Origin of the sequence: Collinsella sp. CLA-ER-H11 (assembly GCF_040092445.1) — a bacterium.
Lineage (GTDB): Bacteria > Actinomycetota > Coriobacteriia > Coriobacteriales > Coriobacteriaceae > Collinsella.
The window spans coordinates 266,920-287,835 of record NZ_JBBNLN010000001.1 but is presented as its reverse complement, the minus strand read 5'-3'; the positions used below and the strand labels follow the sequence as shown (position 1 = coordinate 287,835).

Genomic DNA, 20,916 nt, shown 5'->3' with positions numbered 1-20,916 from the left:
CCTGCTCTATCCCAGCTTCTGCATGCGGCGGTAGATTTCGCAGATGCCCTTGATGGTGAGTTGGCCATCTACCACGTCGAAGGCATCGGTCGAGCCGGCGACGATGCCGGCGAGACCGCCTGTGGCGATAACGGTGGCATCGTCGCGGCCCAGCTCGCGCTTCATGCGCGCGACCAGGCCTTCGGCCATGGCGGCGGCGCCCATCACGGCGCCGACCTTGATGCATTCCTCGGTGTCACGGCCGATGGCGTGCTCGGGCGCCTCGAGCGGAACGCTGGCGAGCTTGGCAGCGCGGGCGGCGAGCGCGTCCATCGAAATGCGGATGCCCGGCGCAATCGCTCCACCAATGTAATAACCGTCCTCATCGATGACGTCGATATTGGTCGCGGTGCCAAAGTCCACCACGATTGCCGGCGCGCCGTAGAAGGTCTCGGCCGCAACGGCGTTAGCGACGCGATCGGCGCCTACGGCCTGGGGACGCGCCGCGCGCAGCTTGGTCACCGCGGCCGTCTGCGGCCCGATAACGATGGCGTCCGCGGCAATGCGGTCGGCCACAGTGTGCCACTCGCGCGAGAGCTGCGGCACCACGCCGGCGAAGGCGATCGCGTCGACCGCGTCGAGCGAGAGGCCGTACATCTTAAAGAAGCCCATCAGGCGCACATGGATCTCGTCGGCGGTATAGGAGCGGTCGGTGGGCATGCGCCACGACTGCACCAGCTCGTCTCCGTCAAACAGGCCCATGGCCGTCTGCGTGTTTCCCATATCGATAGCGAGCAGCATGTCTACTCCCGGTGTTGGCATAAAAGGACGCGCACCATTGTATACGCGCCGTCGACGGCGCTCGGCCGCGATTCGTTTACGGTGATAGGGGCTGAGGGGTTTTAAATATGAAGGAATTATGCTCTACGAGATTTTCCTTGCCGTTTACCGAACTCCCGCGTAATATTCTTTCTTGCGCACATGAGGCGCCCAGACATTGCGGGGTGGAGCAGTCTGGTAGCTCGCCGGGCTCATAACCCGGAGGTCGTAGGTTCAAATCCTGCCCCCGCGACCAAGAACTTGCAGCTCGTCGGCCTAGCCGGCGAGCTTTTTTGTTATTTCGGGACCGTGTTTTCGGTCCAATTCTCGGCCTCTCAAACAAAATCTCGATCTGTAACATCTAGACCCGATTTGGGCGGCTAGGTGTTACAGATCGAGATATACCGGTGGGTTGGGTCGTGTTTGTCTAAATCTGTAACACGAGGGACGGTTTTTGCCGAGTAACTGTTACAGATTTAGATTTTCTAGCAGGCGGGTTTGGTTTGTCTCGATCTGTAACAGATAGGGGCCAAAAGTGGGCCTAGCTGTTACAGATCTAGATTGTTGAGGATGGGCCGAGAGGAATGTCTCGATCTGTAACAGTAAGACCCGGTTTTGCCGCGTAACTGTTACAGATTGAGATAAACCGGCGGGCAAACCGACGGGCCGCTCTGCCCCATCCACCTGCTGCCACCTGATATTCGCCGATTTCCGTTGCGCTGCTGTATTCCCATGCCATATCCTCTAGACAACTACGCGGCATCATTGCCGCCGCGCCTACAAGAGAGGAATGTCCATGACCACACCTGCATCCAAGCTGCTCCAGCCCATTACGGTTGGCCCCCTTGAGCTCAAGAACCGCATTATGTTCCCGCCGCTGACCACCGGTTACGAGGAGCGCGACGGTTCCATTGGCGAGCGCAGCCTGGCTTTTTACGAGCGCCTGGCCCGTGGCGGCGTGAGCTACATCGTCATCGGCGACGTTGCTCCCGTCATGACCGCAAGCCCCACGCCCAAGCTGGCGACCGACGCCCAGATCCCCACGTTTAAGGCCCTGGCCGACGCCGTCCACAAGCACGGCGCCAAGGTCGCGCTGCAGCTGTTCCACCCCGAGTACGATGTGCCCGGTGTCGGCCGCATGGTCATGGGATCCATGGCCGCCGCCAAGGTCGCGCAGGAGGCCAAGGCCGCCGGCGACGAGGAGACCTTTGCCGCCAAGATGGCCGAGTCCAACGAGATCCGCAACCAGGCCTACGCCAAGCTGCACCACGACATGCAGCACTTTGTGAACGAGGCGAGCGTAGAGCAGCTCACCCAGATCAAGGAGGCCATCGCTGCTTCGGCCGCTCGCGCGCAGCAGGCCGGCATCGACGCCATCGAGGTTCACGGCGATCGTCTGGTGGGTTCGCTGTGCTCGGCCATCCTCAACCAGCGCACCGACGAGTACGGTGGTTCGTTCGAGAACCGCGTTCGCTACGCGCTGGAGGTCGTCGCTGCCATTAAGGAGGCCGCGCCGCAGCTGATGGTGGAGTACAAGCTCCCCGTGATCATGGAGAACCCCGACGGCACGCCGCGCGGCAAGGGCGGCCTGCAACCCGACGAGGCCTGCGAGTTCGCCAAGCTGCTCGAGGGCGCGGGCATCGATATGATTCAGGTCGCACAGGCCAACCACACCGGCAACATGGGCGACACCATTCCGCCCATGGGCGCCATGCCCTACAACTGGACGCTGCCCGTGGCCGAGCGCGTCAAGGCCCTGGTCTCCGTGCCGGTGGCAACCGTCGGCCGCGTTGTCTCGGTTGAGGCCGGCGAGAAGATTCTGGAAGACGGCGCGGCCGATATCATCGCCTATGGCCGCTCGCTCATGTGCGACCCCGACATTGCGCTGAAGGCCGCCACGGGTGAGCCCATCCGCGAGTGCCTCAACTGCAACAAGGGCTGCGTCGACGCGATTCAAAATCGCAAGTACATCTCGTGCGTGCTCAATGCCGAGAACGGCGACGAGGCGACCATCGCCATTAAGCCGGGCGAGGGCGACAAGAAGATCGCCGTGGTGGGCGGCGGCATCGCCGGCCTGGAGGCCGCGCGCGTGGCGGCCAAGCGCGGCTACGACGTGACCGTCTACGAGGCGAGCGATCATCTGGGCGGCCAGATTGTGCTGGCGGCTGCGCCTCCGCGCAAGGACGAGATTATGCGCTCGGTCGAGTACTACGAGAAGATTCTGCCTGGCCTGGGCGTGAAGGTTGAGCTCAGTCATGCCGCTACCGCTGAGGACCTCAACGCCGCCGACGCTGCGATTGTGGCCGTAGGCGCACACGACGTAGTCATCCCCGTTCCGGGTGCCGATTCGGAGAAGGTCGTCTCGAGCTGGGACGTACTGGCCGGCAAGGTGGAGCTCAGCGGTCGCGTCGCCGTCATTGGCGGTGGCCTGGTGGGCACCGAGACTGCCGAGTACCTGCTGCAGCACGGCTGCGAGGTGGCGATCGTGGAGATGCTCGACAAGATTGCCGCGGGCGAGTCCGAGACCATTCTGCCGCTGATCATGAGCGACTTTGCCGAGCACAACGTGGAGCAGCACGTGAAGACCCGCCTGACCGCCATTACCGACGAGGGCGTGGAGGCTGTTCGCACCACCGAGGACGGCGCCGAGGAGCCGGTGAAGATCGCCTGCGATTACGTGGTGATGGCCGTGGGCTCCAAGGCCAACGCGTTTGACCTGGATGGCGTGACGGTGCCCGTGACCTGCGTGGGCGACTGCTCGGGTGAGCGCACCGCCGACATTGCGAGCGCCATTCGCACGGCGTATCACGCGGCCAACGAGCTGTAGTTGAACATCGCGGCCAGGCGGGGCGGTAGCACGGATCCGTCTCGCCCGGCTGTGTCCCGTCGGGTGTCAACCGGTGCGGGGCCTGCAAGCGCAGCAGGTCCCGCCCTTTTTGTTTTGCTCCGATGAATGGCAATGCGCGGTAATCATGAGGAGTGAGGACGTCTACTGCCTTGCAGATCACTCAAAAATATTGGGGGAGGGGTTAATAACTATATCCTCTATACCAAAGGACATAAAGAGATGCCAATTTTGTTGACAAGCGAATGACGATTAGCTGCGAGTCAGCTACCAGCGTAAATAATCGATAAAGAAATGTCGTAATTTGGTGCCAAATGCCCAGATAACGCCGCGTCTATTTTAATTAACTGCTTTGAGCAAACAGTAAAATGCTACTATCTAACTTGCACGTAAGAAAGCAGATTAACGGCTAAGGCTAAGAAGTGGCAGGTATGTCGGAAGCAACTAGGACTCGCACGCATGCGCCCGAGGTTAGGCAGCGCGCCGTCGAGATCCTCCAAGAGGGGGTCGGTCATCGCGCTCTCGCCGCGGAGCTTGGCATTCCCCAGGCCACGGCTCGTCAGTGGGCCCGCGCGTATGCCGTGGGCGGTGCCGACGCCGTTCTCAATGCCGGTTCGCATCATCACACCTATTCGTACGACGTAAAGCTCGCTGTGGTTAAGGACCGTCTGGAAAACGGCTTGACGGTTCGCGAGGCCATGATCAAGCACAAGATTCCCAGCGAGTCTTCGGTCAAGGCTTGGTGCCGTCAGTACCGCGAGAGCGGTGAGTCCGCACTGGTCGATAAGCCGCGCGGTCGCAAGCCGCGCGTTAAAAAGGCGGAATAGCAAACGGGATGGTGCGCCCACAGGGGCGCATTTTTCTTGCCGCCTCTCTGCTCCAAAGCGGACGTGCCCTTGCCCCGTACGCCTAAAACTCCCCAGTTGACCGAAAACCCGCCGCCGCTACTCATCAATTGAGCTATAACGTTAAACAATTGCAGCGTTTTTGCATGGGGGAGTGATGGTATGACGCTACTGTATTTCCTTACCCTGTTTCCGCTGGTACCGGCGCTGGGCATGCTGCTCGCGCGCGGTTACCGCGCCCGCGATGCGGTGGGACTCATAGGCTCCGGCATTATCATGGCGGTGACAGTTGTAGTCGCCGTCATGTTTTTTTGCACGGGTCCGCAGAGCTTTGAGATTGCCCCCGGTACCTCGCATGCGCTCTCGATCATCAGCTCCGTCATCGACGTAATTCTGTGCGCCGTTATCCTGTACAACGCGCACAAATATAAGAGCGTGCTTACCACGGTGCTCGGCATAGTCCAGCTGGTGGACTCGCTCGTCTTTGCGGCCATGACGTTGCCCGCGGCCGAAGCCGTCACGGCAACGCCGCTCTACCTGGACTACATGAGCGTGATCATGGTGCTCGCCGTCGGCATCGTCGGCAGCCTAATCTGCGTGTATGCCTTGGGTTATATGAAGGACTTCCAGGCCCATGACGAGCACGAGGCCGCGCTGCGCGGGCAGACCGCACCCGACCGTCGCCCGCAGTTCCTGGCGCTCATGTTCCTGTTCCTCTCGGCCATGTTCGTTATCGTGACGAGCGACAACCTTGAGTGGCTGTTCTGCGGCTGGGAAATCACCACCGTGTGCTCGTTCCTTATGATTGGCTACACGCGCACGCCCGAGGCCATTAAAAACGCCTTTACCCAGATCATCCTCAACATGCTGGGCGGCATCGCGTTTTTGGCCGGACTCATGTACCTGCACGTGAACGGCATGCCGCTGACCATCTCGGGCATGATTGAGCTTTCCGGCGCCGGAACCGCGCAGTCCGCGCTGCTGGTCATGCCGGTCATCCTGTTGTCGCTCGCCGCGCTCACCAAGGCCGCACAGATGCCGTTCCACACTTGGCTGTTGGGTGCCATGGTTGCCCCCACGCCCACGAGCGCCCTGCTGCACTCGTCAACCATGGTCAAAGCCGGCGTGTTCCTGATGGTCAAGCTGAGCCCGCTCTATGCCATCTATCCCGTGACCGGCTTTATGGTCACGAGCGTGGGCGCCATCACGTTTTTGCTCGCTGCCCTTATGGCCATCTCGCAGAGCAATGCCAAGCGCGTGCTCGCGTACTCCACCATTTCCAACTTGGGCCTCATCAGTGCTTGCTTGGGTGTCGGCGCGCCCGAGGCCGTATGGGCGGCCATCTTCCTGATCCTGTTCCACACGGTGGCAAAGTCGCTGCTGTTCCTGTGCGTGGGCACGGCCGAGCATCATATCGGCAGCCGCAATATCGAGGACATGGACGGTATGTTCAGCCGCATGCCGCACCTGACGCGCCTGATGATGCTGGGCATCATGGGCATGTTTGTGGCGCCGTTTGGCATGCTCGTGTCCAAGTGGGGCGCCCTGGTGGCGTTCGCGCAGACCGGCAACGTGCTCATGATCATGGTGCTTGCCTTTGGCTCGGCCGCGACGTTCTTCTTCTGGGGCAAGTGGCTTGCCAAGCTTTCGGGCGTCGACCCCACGGCTCAAAACGTTGAGGTCAATGTCCATAAGACCGAATGGATGGCCCTCAACACCATCGCCGCGCTGCTGATTCTGTGCTGCGTGGCGTTTCCGGTTATCTCGAGCGGTCTGGTGTCGCCTTACTTGGCCATGGTGTTTGGCCGCGTGCCGTACGTTATCGGCAAGGACGCCATGTATCTGATGGTGGTTATCGTGGCGTTTATCGCCGTGGTGCTGCTGACTTCATTCCGCGTGAGCAACAAGCCGCACGTCAACGTGTACCTTTCGGGTGTGGGAACCGACAAATATCGCCATTTCCGCGGCTCGATGGGACACGAGGTGAAGGCCGAAAAGCGCAATTGGTACTCGGAGGACGCCCTTGGCGAGAAGCGTATTGGCCCCGCGGGTGGCGTCGTGTGCTGCAGCATTATCTTTTTTGCGCTGCTGTGTTGCGCGTGGATTGGGCCCGAGCGGCTTGCCATGAGCGCGCCCTCGGTGCTGCGCGGCAAGTATTTTGAAGGCTCGGGTGTCGTGGGCATATTTATTGGCACCGTGGCGTTTGCCCTGCTGGCGCCGCTTGTGGGTGGCATGATCGACGGCATCGACCGCAAGCTGTCCGCCCGCATGCAGGGCCGCGTGGGCCCGCGCCTGCTGCAGCCCTTCTACGACGTTGCCAAGTTGCTGCGCAAGGCCCCCGCCAGCGTAAACACCATGGACGATACCTATATGGCGTGCGCGCTCATCTTTACCGTGGTGGGCGGCGGCATCTTTGTGTCGGGCTCCAACACGCTTCTGTGCGCGTTTATGGTTACCCTCGCCGCGATCTTTGTGGTGTTGGCGTCCGCCTCGACGCAAAGCCCGTTTGCCCAGGTCGGCGCCGACCGTGAGTTGCTGCAGGTTATGAGTTACGAGCCCGCCGTTCTGCTGATGAGCGTGGGCCTGTACCTTGCCACCGACAGCTTCGATTCCATCGCCGTGACGGGGCAGTCGGCCCCCATCATCGTGTACAGCGCGCCCATTTTCCTCGCGCTGCTCGCGGTGCTTACCATCAAGCTGCGCAAGTCGCCGTTTGACCTTTCGTACTCGCATCACGCGCATCAGGAGATCGTCCAGGGCGTCGCTACCGAGATGAGCGGCGGCACGCTGGCCAAGATGACCCTTATGCACTGGTGCGAGACCGTGCTGTTTTTGATGTGGGTGGGCATGTTCTTTGTTTGGGACAACCCGGTGAGCTGGGTGGTCGCCCTGGTCGTGATGGCCGCGACGTACTTTGTCGAGGTCCTAATCGACAACACCTTCGCGCGCAGCACCTGGCGCAGCTGCTTTAAGCTCGGCTGGGGCGTGGCGCTGGTGTTTGGCCTGCTCAACCTTATGCCCATCCTCGTCGACGTGTTTATTTAGGAGGCGGCATCCATGGATCATAAAATGTCGCGCTCGCCGTGGGTTATTCATTACGACGGCTCGAGCTGCAACGGATGCGATATCGAGGTGCTGGCCTCGCTCACGCCGCTGTTCGATGCGGAGCGGTTTGGCGTGGTCAACACCGGCAACCCCAAGCATGCGGATATCTTTTTGGTGACGGGGTCGGTCAATGCCCAGAACCTGCCCGTCGTGCGCCAGATCTACAACCAGATGCTCGAGCCCAAGTGCGTGGTGGCCTGCGGTATCTGCGCGTGCTCGGGCGGCGTGTTCCGCGATGCCTACAACGTGATCGGCGGCGTGGACCGCGCGATTCCCGTGGACGTGTACGCGCCCGGGTGCGCCATTCGTCCCGAGACCGTGATCGATGCCATCGTGGAGGCGTGCGGCATCCTGGATCAGAAGGAGGCCGTGATGCGTGCTGGCGGCGATCCGCTTACCGTGGGCGGCGCCGCAACCTGGGACGGTGGCGTTGAGCTGGGCGAGGACGGGTTTGTGGCTGCTGCGGGGGCCGGCGACGCGCCTGCCGCTGGCGACGCACCTGCCGGGACGCCCGCCGCTGCAAAGGAGGCCGAGTAATGCAAAAGGCAATCTACACTACCGTCGGGATCGATGAGCTGTTGCCGCATGTGCAGGCGCTCAAAGGTACCGGCGCGCGCTTTGTGCAGATGCATGCCGAGCGCTGTGTGGACGACGGATCGTATCGCCTGGTCTATACGTTTATCGACGTTCGTGCTGCTCAGGAGCATATTGCGCAGGACGGCAGCTATGCGATCGAGAACCTGGTGGTTGAGGGCATCGACCAGTATCAGGAGATTCCGTCCATCAGCTCGTACTATCCGGCGGTATTCCCGTTTGAAAACGAGGCGCACGACCTATTCGGTCTTGCCATCACCGATATGCAGATTGACTTTAAGGGCTTTTTCTACCAGGTCTCGACTGCCGAGCCCATGAGCGTTATCACGCCCGAGGTGAAGGCCGCGCGCGAGAAAGCCATGAAGGTGCGTGCCGCTGCCGAGGCCAAGGCGCGCAAGGCCGCGGCCGAAAAGGCCGCCGCGGCTGCGGCTGCTGCAGGGGAGGGTGCTGCGAGCGCTGGCGATGCTGCGGGCGCTGCCGTCGCTCAGCCCGCTGCGGCTGCCGGCTCCGATGCTCAGCACGATGAAACTGCTGCGAAGGCCGCGCTCAAGGCTGCCGAGATGGAGGCAAAGCTCGCCGCCATGGATCCCGAGAAAGCGGCCAAGGTCCGCGCGGCGCTTGCCGCCAAGGCCGCCCGCGACAAGCAGAAAAAGGAGGCGTAAGGCCCATGGCACATCGCTCCGTTATTCCGTTTGGCCCGCAGCACCCGGTGCTGCCCGAGCCGCTTCATCTGGACCTGGTGATCGAGGACGACCGCGTCATCGAGGCAATTCCGCAGATCGGCTTTGTGCACCGCGGACTCGAGAAGCTCACCGAAAAGCGTGATATGCACCAGTTTGGCTACATCGCCGAGCGCATCTGCGGCATCTGCGCCGTGGGCCACAGCTGCGGCTATGCCAGCGCCTGCGAGCGCATGCTCGACATCGAGGTGCCCGGCCGCGTGCAGTATATCCGCACCATTCTGCACGAGCTTTCGCGCATTCACTCGCATCTGCTGTGGCTGGGCCTGCTCGCCGATGCCTTTGGTTTCGAGGCACTGTTCTATCGTTCGTGGACCCTACGCGAGCAGATTCTTAAGATCTTTGAGAGCACCTGCGGCGGCCGCGTGATCCTTTCGATTAACGAGATCGGCGGCCTTAAACACGACATTGAGGACTCCGAACTGGCGGGCATTGTCCAGGCGCTCGATGCCATGCGTCCTGACTACGAGGCCTTGGTGCATACGTTTTTGGACGACAATAGCTGCGGCGAGCGCCTGCACGGCGTGGGCGTGATCAGCAAGAAGGACGCGCTGGATCTGTCGATGGTCGGCCCGTTCGGTCGCGCCTCGGGCGTGGATTACGACGTGCGCATGTTTGGCGACGGCGCCTATGCTGATCTGGCCGCGTTTGGGCCTATCGTTGCTAGCGATGGCGACTGCTATGCCCGCTGCCAGGTGCGCTGTGCCGAGGTCACGCAGGCCATGGACATCATTAAGGAGCTTGTGGGCAAGATTCCGCACGACGGGATCGGCGGGCGCACCAAGCTTACACCGGCCGACGGCGCGCGCGGCGAGGTTGTGATTGAGCAGCCGCGCGGCGAGGCGTATTACTATGTGCGCGGCAACGGCACCAAGAATCTGGACCGTTTTCGCGTGCGCACGCCGACGTCGCAAAACCTGGCAGGTCTGACGCATGCGCTGCAGGGCGTGCTCATTGCCAACGTGCCCATGATTATCCTGACCATTGATCCCTGCATTAGCTGCACGGAAAGGTAGGCGCGGCATGAGTTTGCTGACATTTGCCAAGACGGCCTTGGGCTCTATGGTCAAGCAGCCGGTCACGGTGTGCTATCCGCAGGAGAAGCTCGCGGCGCCCAAGCGCCTGCGCGGGCACATCGTCAACGACATGGACGTGTGCATCTGCTGCGGCATGTGCGTGCGCCGCTGCCCGGCGGGCGCGCTCGCGGTCGATCGCAAGGGTGGAACGTGGTCGATCGACCCGTATGCCTGCGTGGTGTGCGGTGAGTGCATCGAGAGCTGCCCCAAGCACTGCCTGACTATGGACACCGCTCGTACTCCAGTTGCGGCGAATAAGACTCCCACGGTAGAAACCAAGCCGGAGTAACGCTGGGATAGAACTGGAATAGGGGCCGGTGGGGCAATTTTGCCCCACCGGCCCCGCGCTTAAACGCGCGGTTGTGCCGTCGCGAACAAAACTATGCCGGATTACGGGGCTGGATAGCGAATCTCCGACCATACAGAAAATCGCAAAAACAAAACCGCAGGTAGACTGCTTGCCGTTTTTCAAAAAAAGGCTGTATGGATGAGGACTCCGACTTTAGCCCCGTAATCCGGCATAGTTTTGAAATAGCACCATATCCGTAGCAGCCCTTGATCTCCCGTGGACAGAGGGAAACGGATCATTTTTGCCTTGTGAGGGTTGCCGCGTGACCCGTCTGCCACGAAATAGGCCCATCTACTACGTTTGGGTGGCTACCCTCAACCACGGCGAAAAACGCGAAAAGAAAACCGCAGGTAGAACGCCTGCGATTTTGCATGAAACGCGATTGTGGTCGGGGGTACCGGACTAAACGTAGTAGATAGGCTCATTTCGTGGCGAGCGCCGTCGACTGCTCCCTCGGGGATGGAGGAAAACGGGCCCTTTTGCCCCGTCCATCTTGAGTCGCACCCGTTTTCCTGCGAAAACGCCGTGTCTCAACTTTGGTGAGACATTTGTCTCACGCCAAAAACCGAATCTGGAACATGTGTCACCTGCCCAAATTGTGTCTCATTTCGTAACTTTAGGCTGTTGCAAGGTCTGAGACCGCGAGAAGGGAGACGCGATGAGTAAGTACACGAGGGGTCTCTTGGCGGTGATACTGGCCGTGGTGCTGGTGTTGCCGGCTGCAGCATTTGCCATGCTGCCCGAGGCCAACGCCAGGTCCAGCACCGGAATGGACGGACCGACGGTGAGCGGAAAGATAGTCGACCCTGACACCACCGGCCGCTGGCAGTACTGGGCGTCGGGCGGCGAGCAGGACCTGACGACACGTTATGTAGGCCGAATCTGGACGGACAAGACGGTCGAGCCAGCGCAGGACGAAAAGTCCGACTTTGTGACGACGCTCTCCACGATGTCTTCGACTTCTGACACAACGTCGCTGGTCACTAAACCGCTCGATATCGTGATGGTGCTTGATGCCTCCGGGTCGATGGATAATGACATGGGTGACAGCGATTCGACCAAACGCATCGACGCACTCAAGGCAGCTGCCAGTTCCTTTATCGACACCATCGCCGAGCAAAACAAGAGCATTAAAGATACGAATAAGCGGCATCAGGTTGCCATCGTTAAGTTTTCGGGTGCAAAGAAAAACGAGATCGGCAACGATACGTATCGCGATCGTCGGGGATACACGCACAACTACTCGCAGACCATGAAGAGCCTGACGCCGTGTGTTGATAGCGCTGCGACGGAACTTAAGAATACGGTCGGCTACATCGAACCTGCCGGTGCCACGCGGGCTGATTACGGCCTTGAACTTGCTCGCGACATGTCGGGCCGCGAGGATGCCCAGAAGGTAGTTGTGTTCTTTACGGACGGCACGCCCACAGACGTCAGGAACTTTAACCCTACGGTTGCCAATAATGCCATAGTCGCCGCCAAGAAAATGAAGGGGAAAGGCGCTACGGTCTACACCATCGGCATCTTTGATGATGCGAATCCCGCTGACGAGCCTACGAACTACTGGACGAGCGACGAAAACAAGTTCATGCACGCCGTGTCGAGCAACTATCCAAACGCCACGTCCTACACAACCAATGAGCTTGGTAAGCGCACCGAGAATTCCGATTTCTACAAGGCTGCGTCGAATGCCGATGAGCTCAAGAAGGTGTTTGATGATATCTCGAGCCCTATCACCTCGGGCAAGGGCTCTCCCACTCAGATCGAGGATGGTTACGACGAGAGCAAGTCCGGCTACATCACCTTCAGTGATGAGCTGGGCGACTTTATGCAGGTCGATACGTTTGTCAGCGCTCAGATTAATGGCGTCCCCTTTGATGAAGTGACCAAGACAACCAAGGGCAATACGGACACGTACGAGTTTTCGGGCGTGGCCAAGGACCTGGTCATCACCGTCGAGCGCTCTGCCAATGCGCAGCAGGGCGATATCGTGACGGTTAAGATCCCCGCATCGCTGATTCCGCTGATCCGCTATCACGTGGACATGGAAAACGGGATCTTTGAGCGCACGTCGCTCAATGACATCAAGCCTATTCAGATTAAATACACCTCGAGCGTCAAGGACGAAGCACGCAACAACCTGTTTACGCCCGATAAGGTGCTCAAGAAGTATATCGATGACCACAAGGACGCCGACAACCAGACGGTCTACTTCCTGGCCAACAAGTGGTCGGGCGGCGAGCTGGGCGATGTTGTCGCCGAGTTTGAGCCCGCCGATACCAACAGCTACTATTACTTCCAAAAAATCACGCCTATCTACACGGACAAGGAATGCACCCAGCGCGCGACGGTAAAGCCGCAGGGCAACGACGTCTATTACTACAAGGACGAGTTTGTGGCGATGGGCGCAAACGGCAAGCCGAAGGACGACTATGCCGTTGTGGAGTTTGAGGGGCACGAGATCGCCAGCTACGACGGCGCTCTGGTCAAAGATGACGGCTATTGGTCCTTTAATAAGGGAACCGCGCGCTTGGCCTATATCGACCAGCTGCATACCACCAAGGACGATGTGGAGGTGAATGGTAACAAGACCGAGACCGCGCGCGACGTGCTTAACTCCAGGTGGAATGACCTTTCCTCCGTTGCGATTTCCACGCACGTGCATTCGCACCTGGGCAACAACGGCAAGATTATCTTTAGCCTTGCAACCAAGCCGACAACGGTGGATACCAAGACTGACTTTGGTCTGACCAAGGTGCTCGAGGGCCGCAAGTGGGCGGATACGGATGCGTTTGAGTTTGAGCTCTCCGCGACGTCCGACAACAATGCCCCGATGCCCGACCCCGCGACCGTAACTGTGACCAATGCCGATCTCGACAAGGGCAAGGCAGCCATTAACTTTGGCAAGATTACTTATGCCGAGCCGGGCGAGTACACCTATGAGGTCCGCGAGGTCAAGGGCGACGCCGGTGGCATTACCTACAGCAAGAACGTTGCCACGTTCAAGGTGGCTGTGACGGTTAACGCCAAGGGTGAGCTTAAGGCCGACGTTGAAAAGACCTCGGGTGAGACTAAGTTCACGAACATCTATAGCGCCAAGACGGAAACCCCGCTGACTCTTGAGGCTACCAAGACGCTCACGGGGCGCCTGATGGCCGATGACGAATTTAAGTTTGCGCTGAGCTATGCGGGGCACGACGAGGTTCTGCTGGATGCAACCAACAAGGGTGGCAAGGTTGAGTTCGGTCCGCTGACGTACACGACCGAGTCGCTTGCCAAGCTGGTCGAGGAAGACAAGGCGTCGTTTGACGCTAGCTCAGACAAGCCCACGTGGACCATTCGCTACATTGCTGCCGAGCAGACCGGCGAGCTGCCTGCGGGCGTGAGCACTACCACGGCGGCAATTGACGCATATGTGACCGTTGTCGACAACGGCGATGGTACCCTGACGGCGACGGCTGTCTACGGCGATGCCGGCAACGAGTTTGTGAACGCCTACACTGCCGCGCCTGTCGAGGTATCGCTTGTGGGCAAGAAGAATCTGCAGGTTCCTGATGGCCTGACCCCGGCTGACATTGCCGGCAAGTTCACCTTTACCGTGACCGGTGAAGAGGGCGCACCCATGCCCACGAACGCGAGCGCGACCAATGATGCCAAGGGCAAGGTCGACTTTGGCAAGATTACCTTTACGCTCGACGACCTTAACAAGGCTCTGGGCGAGAAGCCCGAGAAGCGCGAGCACACCTTTACCTACACCGTGACTGAGTCCGGCGAGGTCGCTGGCGTGATCAACGACGCCAACGCCACGCGCAAGGTTTCCTACACCGTGACCGATGACGGCAAGGGTAATTTGAGCGTATCCCACAAGCCAGACGGCGATGTGGCATTTACGTTCACCAATGCCTATAACGTGAAGCCTGTCGAGGATCGGATTACCGCGACCAAGGTCCTGACCGGCCGCGACATGGCTGAGGGCGAGTTCTCCTTCGAGCTCGTCGAGGGCGAGGGCAAGGACGTCAAGGTCGTTGCCACCGGCAAGAACGCCGCCGATGGCAAGATCACGATGAGCCCCATCGAGTACACCAAGGCCGGAACGCACGCCTATACGCTGCGCGAGGTCAAGGGCGGAACCACCAGCAAGGGCATCACCTACAGTGACGCCAAGTACACCATCGAGACCACCATCACGGACAACGGCGACGGTACGCTCAGCGCCACGCATGTTCTGAAGGACGTCAAGGTTGCCGAGTTCAAGAACTCCTACAACGTGACCCCCAAGAGCTCCAGCGTCACCGACCTGATCACCGCGGACAAGGTCCTGGACGGGCGCGACCTCAAGGCTGGCGATTTCCGTTTCGAGCTCGTCGAGGGCAATAACGTGGTCGCCACCGGCACCAACAATGCCGACGGCAAGATCGTGATGGATTCCGTCACCTACACCGCGGCTGGCGAGCACACCTACATGCTGCGCGAGACCAAGGCCGGCGCCACCGAAAACGGCATTACCTACAGCACCTCTGAGTACACTATCGTGACCATCGTCAAGGACAACGGCGACGGCGCCCTTAGCGTGGAGCACAAGCTGCAGAACGCCGACGAGGCGATCTTCGAGAATACCTACACGGTGGCCCCCAAGAGCTCCAGTGTCACCGACCAGATTACCGCGGCCAAGTTCCTGACCGGGCGCGACCTCAAGGAAGGCGAGTTCTCCTTCGAGCTCGTCGAGGGTAACGATGTCGTCGCCACCGGCAAGAACGACGCCCGCGGCAAGATCACGATGAGCCCCATCGAGTACACCGCTGCCGGCAAGCACACCTACACGCTGCGCGAGGTCCCGGGCGACGCCGGCAACGGCATCACCTACGACGGCAAGACCTACACCATCGAGACGACCGTCACCGACAACGGCAAGGGTGAGCTCGTGGTAAAGCATGAGCTGAATGGAGCCGACGAGGCGAAGTTCAACAACAGCTACAAGCCGAATCCTGGCGAGTTCAGTGTCACCGACCAGGTCACCGCGACCAAGTTCCTGACCGGGCGCGACCTCAAGGACGGCGAGTTCTCCTTCGAGCTCGTCGAGGGCGAGGGCGAGGACGCCAAGGTCGTCGCCACCGGCACCAACAATGCCGAAGGCAACATCACGATGAACGCCGTGAAGTACACCGAGGCCGGCAAGCATACCTACACGCTGCGCGAGGTCAACGGCGGAACCACCAGCAAGGGCATCACGTACGGCGACGCCAAGTACACCATCGAGACCACCATTACCGACAAGGGCGATGGCACGCTCAAGGCTGAGCATGTCCTGAAGGACGCCACGGCTGCGACCTTCAAGAACACCTACAGCGTGACCCCGCTCGACGCAGAGCTCGACTTTGATCTGAGTAAGGCTATCGACGGTCGCGACTGGACGGACTCCGACGAGTTCAGCTTTACCATCACCGCCGCCGAGGGCACCCCGCTGCCCGATCCTGCAACCGTGACCGTGAACAAGCACGATGCGAAGGATGGCATCGCTGCCGTCAAGTTCGGCAAGATCCGCTACACGGCTGCCGGAACCTACACGTACGAGATCCGCGAGAACGCGGGTAACGCGGCCGGCATGGCGTATGACGGGCATGTCGCGACCGCCGAAGTGACCGTGACTGAGGACGGCGAGGGCAAGCTGACCGCCAATGTCACCAAGAAGGAAAACGGACGCTTCACCAACACGTACCGCACTGAGCTTAACTACACCGCGGCCGGCGGCCTCAAGCTCAGCAAGAGCCTCTCCGGACGTCCTATGACCGAGGGTCAGTTCACGTTTACCGTGACGCCTGCCGACGAGGCCTCGGCCAACGCGCTTGGCCTGCTGCCCGGAGCCAACAACTTCAAGTCCCCTGCGACGGCAGAGGCAACGGTCGGCCTGATCGACATCCTGGCTGGCCATGAGGTCAAGTTTACGCAGGCTGACGCCGGCAAGACCTTCACGTACACCGTAGCCGAGAAGAATGACGGCAAGCCCGGTTACACCTACGACGACGCCGTGCGTACCGTGACGATCGCCGTCGCCGATGACGGTGCCGGTACGCTTACCGCCACGACGACCGTCTCCGGCGGTCCCGAGGGTACGCATACGACGGTCCACAAGAGCGGTGAGAACAAGGTCGAGAGTGCCCTGGTTCCGTTCCACAACAGCTACAGCGCTACGACCAATACGCCTGGTGGTACCGCTGCTCAGGTTGTCGCCACCAAGACCCTGACCGGTCGTCCGATGGCCGACGGCGAGTTCTGGTTCGGCATTGCCTATCAGGGCGAGCTTGTGGGCTACGAAAACCTCAAGCCTAATATCGGCGGGCATGTGAGCTTTGATGCGCTGCACTACGACACCGAGATGCTTGCTAATCTTGAGGCTGCTGGGCTTGCTTATCGTACCGATAAGGACGGTAAGCTTGCCTGGACCATTAACTACACGGCCTACGAAGATTTATTCGGGCTGCCGAATGGCGTTTCCGCTACAACGTGGAGCTTTGGCTTTAAGGTTATCGTTGTCGACAACGGTGACGGTACCCTGACGGCAACGGTCGACTACGGTGGCGTCGAGCCCTTGTTCGAAAACGTCTACGGCGCCGAGGCCGTGGATGCCGCACTCATCGGCACCAAGAAGCTCCAGGCAGCCGAGGGCCTGGCCCCGGCCGACATCGCGGGTAAGTTTACCTTTACCGTGACCGCTGACGAGGCGGGTGCCCCGATGCCCGAGCGCACGACCGCAACCAACGACGCGGCCGGCAACGTGGACTTTGGCAAGATCCACTTTACGCTCGAGGACCTCAACCGCGCCCTGGGCGTGACGGACGATGCGACCGATAAGGCCGAGGCAGACGAAGCTGACGAGGCTGAGGCCGACGAGGCAGAGGCTGAAGAGGCCGACGCCGACGCTGATGCCAACGCCGACGAGCCCAGCGACGAGTCCGAGCCCGCAGATCCCGCTGCCCCGCGCTCGCACACCTTTACCTACACGGTGGCCGAGTCCGGTAGCGCCCCTGGCGTGACCAACGACACCAACGCCACGCGCAAGGTTTCCTACACCGTGACCGATGACGGTGCCGGACATCTGATCGTCAAGCGCGACGGCGGCGACGGTGCGGCCTTTACGTTCACCAACACGTACGGCGTGGCACCTACCGATTCTTCCGTGACCGATCAGGTCAAGACGGTTAAGCGTCTGACCGGCCGCGACCTTGCAGCTGGCGAGTTCACGTTTGAGCTGCTCGAGGACGGCGTGACTGTCGCTAGTGGCACCAACGACGCCAACGGTAACGTTACGCTGAGCCCGATCCGCTACGAGGCGCCCGGTACGCACACGTACACGCTGCGCGAGGCTTGCCCCAACGCGCTCGGCCTGTACAAGGGCGTCACCTATGACGGCACGACCTACACCGTCGTGACCACCGTCTCCGACAACGGCGACGGCACGCTGACCGCGACGCACAAGCTCGAGGGAACCACCGAGTCGGCTGGCTTTACCAACAAGTATCACGCCATGCCCACGCAGGTTTCCATCGGCGCCATCAAGGTGCTCGAGGGACGCGAGCTCAAGAAGGACGAGTTTAGCTTTAAGCTCGTTGGCGAGGACATCGAGTCTACGGTTACCAACGATGCCGACGGCAAGATCAACTTCGACAAGTTCGAGTACGACGAGCCCGGTACGTACGTCTACACCATCAGCGAGGTCAAGGGCGACGAGGCCGGTATGACCTACGACAAGTCCGTCTTTACCGCGACCGTCAACGTGGTCGACGACGGCGAGGGCAACCTCAAGGCGAACGTTGCCTTTACCAAGGGCGACAAGAGCGTCGAGGGTATCGTGTTCAACAACACGTACAAGAAGCCCGAGACGCCCGTGCCGACGCCCGATCCCGGCACGCCCAAGACCGTGACGAACATCGTTAAGACGGTCAAGGGTTTCCTGCCCGCCACAGGCGACCAGCAGGCTGCCGCTCTGCTTATGGCATTTGTCATCGCCACGGCCGGCGTCGGAGCCCTGGTCTGGGGTATCCGTAAGCGCTAGGCACGCTGGCAGCGCCCGGGGCCAAAAGGCCCCGGGCGGCCGGCAGGGCTAAATTCCGACCTACTCCTACCCCAGCCGCCACGGAGGCATCTCCCTCCTCCGTGGCGGCGCTTTTATGCGCCGGGGGCGCGCCACGAAACCGGCCCATCTACTACGTTTAGCCCCTTACCCCCAACCATGCCAAAAAACGCGAAAACAAAACCGCAGGTAGAACGCCTGTGGTTTTGTTCAAAACGAAGGTATGGTCATGGGTATCGCGTCAAACGTAGTAGATGGGCCGATTTCGTGGCGAGCGGTTCCGGCTGATCCCTTGGGGACGGAGGAAAACGGATCATTTTGGTCCCGCGAGGCTGGCGGAGGCACTCGTCCAGGGCCGCCCGAACAAAACTATGCCGGTTTACGGGGCTGAGTTACGAGTCTCCAACCATGCCGATATTCGTGAAAATAAAACCGCAGGTAGACGAGCCGTCATTTTGCAGAAAACGCGGGTATGGATGGGGGTCCTGAGTTTGGCCCCGTAAACCGGCATAGTTTTGAAATGGCCTTAAATCGGTAGCAGCCATTTTGCTATGCCGGAACGGTCGGTCTTCGGGCAACTACCCTCGCAGGTAGGCGATAGCGATCTGCGTGCGGTTGCGCAGGCCCATCTTTGCCAGGATTGAGCTGATGTGGTTGCGCACGGTGCCTTCGCCCATGTAGGCGGTGGCGGCGATCTCTTTGTTGTCGAGGCCGCGGGCGATGAGTTCGGCGACTTCGAACTCGCGGTCGGTCAGGCTGGCGAAGGCTGCGGGCCGGCGGGGCGTGCCCGCCTCGACGTCCGTTCCGTCAAAATCGATGTCCTCGATCGCCTTGCCCTCGAGCACGCGCTTGCCAGCCATGACCTGCGCCAACGCTGGTGGAATGGCGGCGACATCGGTTTTAATCAGGTAGCCGCGGGCGCCCAGTTTAAGCGCCGACACAATGTACTCGTCATCCGAGAATGTCGTCAAAAACACCACGCGTGCCGTGGGTTCGTGCTCAAGGATCTCGCGTGCCGCCGATAGGCCGTCGCGTTCCGGCATCTGAATGTCGAGCAGCGCGATATCGGGTGCGTGTTCGGCATAGAGCGAAACCGCGTCGTTGCCGTTGGCGCCGGTACCCACTACCTCGATCTGCGGCTGGGCGCCCAGGATAATCTTGAGCGAATCGACCACTAAGCGGTCGTCGTCGACAACGATGAGCCTCATCGGTCCTCATCTCCTTGCTGTTTGGGGACGGTGGCAAACACGCGCCAGCCGGGGGCGCCGGCGCGCAGGCCGGCGGTGAAGGTTCCGCCAAGCGCCTCGACGCGCTCGCGCATGGAGGCGAGCCCCATGCCTTCTACGACGTTGCTGCTGCTCGCCGGGGTCGCGTCCGCGCCATCATCGGTAACGATGAGCTGGTAAAACGACGGATGCTCCATGCATCGTGCGGTGACGGTCTGGGCGCAAGCGTGGCGCATGGCGTTGGAAAGCGCCTCGCGCAGGACCGCCGCAAAACAGTTGGCGACGTTTGCGGGTGCATGCTCGGCCAAAACTTCAAGCTCAATCTGCGGGCCGCCGTCCGAGCGCGCGCCTTCAACAATGCGTTCGAGCTGCACGGAAAGGTCGACGGCGTTGTCGTTGAGCGCGTGGACGCTGGCGCGCACGAGCTGGAGCGCCTCGTCAACCGTGCGTTTGACGTCGGCGAAATCGGCGGCGACGCCGGGCTCATCGGCATGGACCACGCGCAGGGCCTCGGCTTGAAGCGAAGCGCGCGTGAGCTGGTGGCCCACGTTATCGTGGATCTCGCGCGCGATACGGGCGCGTTCGGCGAGCGTCGCGAGCTCGACTTCGTAGTCCTGGCGGTCGGCGAGGTCGCGGTTGCGTGCCTCGAGTGCCAGGGCGCGTTCTTGCAGCTTGTCGCGGGTGCGACGCATGCGTTCCTGTTCGCGCTCCAGCTGCGCGGTGCGCAGCGACAGCAACGTGGCGGCGACCGAAAGGATGGCGGTTAACAACAGCGTTCGGGTGGTGAGCACGCCACCACGAAGGTCCGCGACAAGCGCGCAGACAAACACGGCGCCAATCGCCAGCGCGGGCCAGATTCGTTCACGGCGAACGCGTCGCGCGATGTCATAGAGAGCGAGAGGCGCAAACGGCACAAACGGCGGCACGAAGACAGCCGCGATGATGCAGGCGTAGCTCGCGGCCTCGCTCACACGGCGGGCGCGGTTTCCCTGTACGACCTCGGCCAGCGAGGTGGCAATAACGCCAAGGCAAAACGCCGCGACCAGGCGAGCGTCCACAGCAAGACCCATGGCGGCCGCAATACAGCACGCCAGCACGATCGATTTGTCGAAAAGCCTGTTCATACGGGTATTGTACGCGAAGGCGCGCGCGGTGGAGGGGCTGCCTGCGCAACCGTGACATTCCTCCCGCGCGGCAAAGCGGCGTCGATCGCTCGCGCGAGCGGGGGTTTCACCTCTGCCCCCTCGCACTCGTGACAAAGCTCACTGGT

At 60.9% G+C, this 20,916-nt stretch carries 11 protein-coding genes and 1 tRNA gene; 9 read left to right on the top strand and 3 right to left on the bottom strand.

Annotated features, from left to right (window positions below; translation table 11 throughout):
* Positions 1 to 6 precede the first annotated feature (6 nt).
* The gene (locus tag AAAX35_RS01165; protein WP_349116466.1) at positions 7 to 780 is read right to left on the bottom strand and encodes a type III pantothenate kinase; all 774 of its coding nucleotides are present in this window, start codon (positions 778 to 780) and stop codon (positions 7 to 9) included.
* Between the two features lie 197 nt (positions 781 to 977).
* On the opposite strand from AAAX35_RS01165, the gene AAAX35_RS01160 reads away from it, so the two are divergent.
* The 9 genes from AAAX35_RS01160 (at position 978) to AAAX35_RS01120 (ending at position 18,402) form a co-directional block, all read left to right on the top strand.
* A tRNA-Met gene (locus AAAX35_RS01160) sits at positions 978 to 1,054 on the top strand.
* 540 nt (positions 1,055 to 1,594) lie between these two features.
* Complete coding sequence (gene bilR, locus AAAX35_RS01155; RefSeq protein WP_349116465.1) at positions 1,595 to 3,625, top strand: bilirubin reductase, long form; 2,031 nt, start codon at positions 1,595 to 1,597, stop codon at positions 3,623 to 3,625.
* A 449-nt stretch (positions 3,626 to 4,074) separates the two neighbouring features.
* Positions 4,075 to 4,470, top strand: a complete 396-nt coding sequence (locus AAAX35_RS01150; protein WP_006235758.1) for a transposase — start codon at positions 4,075 to 4,077, stop codon at positions 4,468 to 4,470.
* A 180-nt stretch (positions 4,471 to 4,650) separates the two neighbouring features.
* Positions 4,651 to 7,533, top strand: coding sequence for a proton-conducting transporter membrane subunit (locus tag AAAX35_RS01145; protein ID WP_349116464.1), 2,883 nt, complete (start codon positions 4,651 to 4,653; stop codon positions 7,531 to 7,533).
* Between the two features lie 12 nt (positions 7,534 to 7,545).
* Positions 7,546 to 8,130 (top strand): NADH-quinone oxidoreductase subunit NuoB, encoded by a 585-nt coding sequence (gene nuoB / locus AAAX35_RS01140; RefSeq protein WP_349116463.1) that lies wholly within the window; start codon positions 7,546 to 7,548, stop codon positions 8,128 to 8,130.
* Positions 8,130 to 8,849, top strand: coding sequence for an NADH-quinone oxidoreductase subunit C (locus tag AAAX35_RS01135; RefSeq protein ID WP_349116462.1), 720 nt, complete (start codon positions 8,130 to 8,132; stop codon positions 8,847 to 8,849). Before nuoB ends, AAAX35_RS01135 begins: the two co-directional genes overlap by 1 nt.
* Positions 8,850 to 8,854: 5 nt before the next feature.
* Positions 8,855 to 9,943 carry a nickel-dependent hydrogenase large subunit gene (locus AAAX35_RS01130; RefSeq protein WP_349116461.1) on the top strand — a complete coding sequence of 363 codons (1,089 nt, stop codon included), beginning with the start codon at positions 8,855 to 8,857 and terminating at the stop codon, positions 9,941 to 9,943.
* Positions 9,944 to 9,950: 7 nt separating this feature from the next.
* Complete coding sequence (locus AAAX35_RS01125; RefSeq protein WP_349116460.1) at positions 9,951 to 10,292, top strand: 4Fe-4S dicluster domain-containing protein; 342 nt, start codon at positions 9,951 to 9,953, stop codon at positions 10,290 to 10,292.
* 718 nt (positions 10,293 to 11,010) lie between these two features.
* Complete coding sequence (locus AAAX35_RS01120; protein ID WP_349116458.1) at positions 11,011 to 18,402, top strand: FctA domain-containing protein; 7,392 nt, start codon at positions 11,011 to 11,013, stop codon at positions 18,400 to 18,402.
* A gap of 596 nt (positions 18,403 to 18,998) precedes the next feature.
* Here AAAX35_RS01120 and AAAX35_RS01115 read toward each other — a convergent pair.
* Together AAAX35_RS01115 and AAAX35_RS01110 are read right to left on the bottom strand one after the other, a co-directional pair.
* Entirely contained in the window at positions 18,999 to 19,628 is a 630-nt protein-coding gene (locus tag AAAX35_RS01115) for a response regulator transcription factor (RefSeq protein WP_055310726.1), read from the bottom strand.
* Positions 19,625 to 20,770, bottom strand: a complete 1,146-nt coding sequence (locus AAAX35_RS01110; protein WP_349116457.1) for a histidine kinase — start codon at positions 20,768 to 20,770, stop codon at positions 19,625 to 19,627. Before AAAX35_RS01110 ends, AAAX35_RS01115 begins: the two co-directional genes overlap by 4 nt.
* Positions 20,771 to 20,916 lie beyond the last annotated feature (146 nt).

What these genes read in the sequence shown, in the direction of transcription:
- AAAX35_RS01165 (WP_349116466.1), bottom strand. Translation starts at nt 780, where the DNA reads ATGCTGCTCGCTATCGATATGGGAAACACGCAGACGGCCATGGGCCTG.
- bilR (WP_349116465.1), top strand. Translation starts at nt 1,595, where the DNA reads ATGACCACACCTGCATCCAAGCTGCTCCAGCCCATTACGGTTGGCCCC.
- AAAX35_RS01150 (WP_006235758.1), top strand. Translation starts at nt 4,075, where the DNA reads ATGTCGGAAGCAACTAGGACTCGCACGCATGCGCCCGAGGTTAGGCAG.
- AAAX35_RS01145 (WP_349116464.1), top strand. Translation starts at nt 4,651, where the DNA reads ATGACGCTACTGTATTTCCTTACCCTGTTTCCGCTGGTACCGGCGCTG.
- nuoB (WP_349116463.1), top strand. Translation starts at nt 7,546, where the DNA reads ATGGATCATAAAATGTCGCGCTCGCCGTGGGTTATTCATTACGACGGC.
- AAAX35_RS01135 (WP_349116462.1), top strand. Translation starts at nt 8,130, where the DNA reads ATGCAAAAGGCAATCTACACTACCGTCGGGATCGATGAGCTGTTGCCG.
- AAAX35_RS01130 (WP_349116461.1), top strand. Translation starts at nt 8,855, where the DNA reads ATGGCACATCGCTCCGTTATTCCGTTTGGCCCGCAGCACCCGGTGCTG.
- AAAX35_RS01125 (WP_349116460.1), top strand. Translation starts at nt 9,951, where the DNA reads ATGAGTTTGCTGACATTTGCCAAGACGGCCTTGGGCTCTATGGTCAAG.
- AAAX35_RS01120 (WP_349116458.1), top strand. Translation starts at nt 11,011, where the DNA reads ATGAGTAAGTACACGAGGGGTCTCTTGGCGGTGATACTGGCCGTGGTG.
- AAAX35_RS01115 (WP_055310726.1), bottom strand. Translation starts at nt 19,628, where the DNA reads ATGAGGCTCATCGTTGTCGACGACGACCGCTTAGTGGTCGATTCGCTC.
- AAAX35_RS01110 (WP_349116457.1), bottom strand. Translation starts at nt 20,770, where the DNA reads ATGAACAGGCTTTTCGACAAATCGATCGTGCTGGCGTGCTGTATTGCG.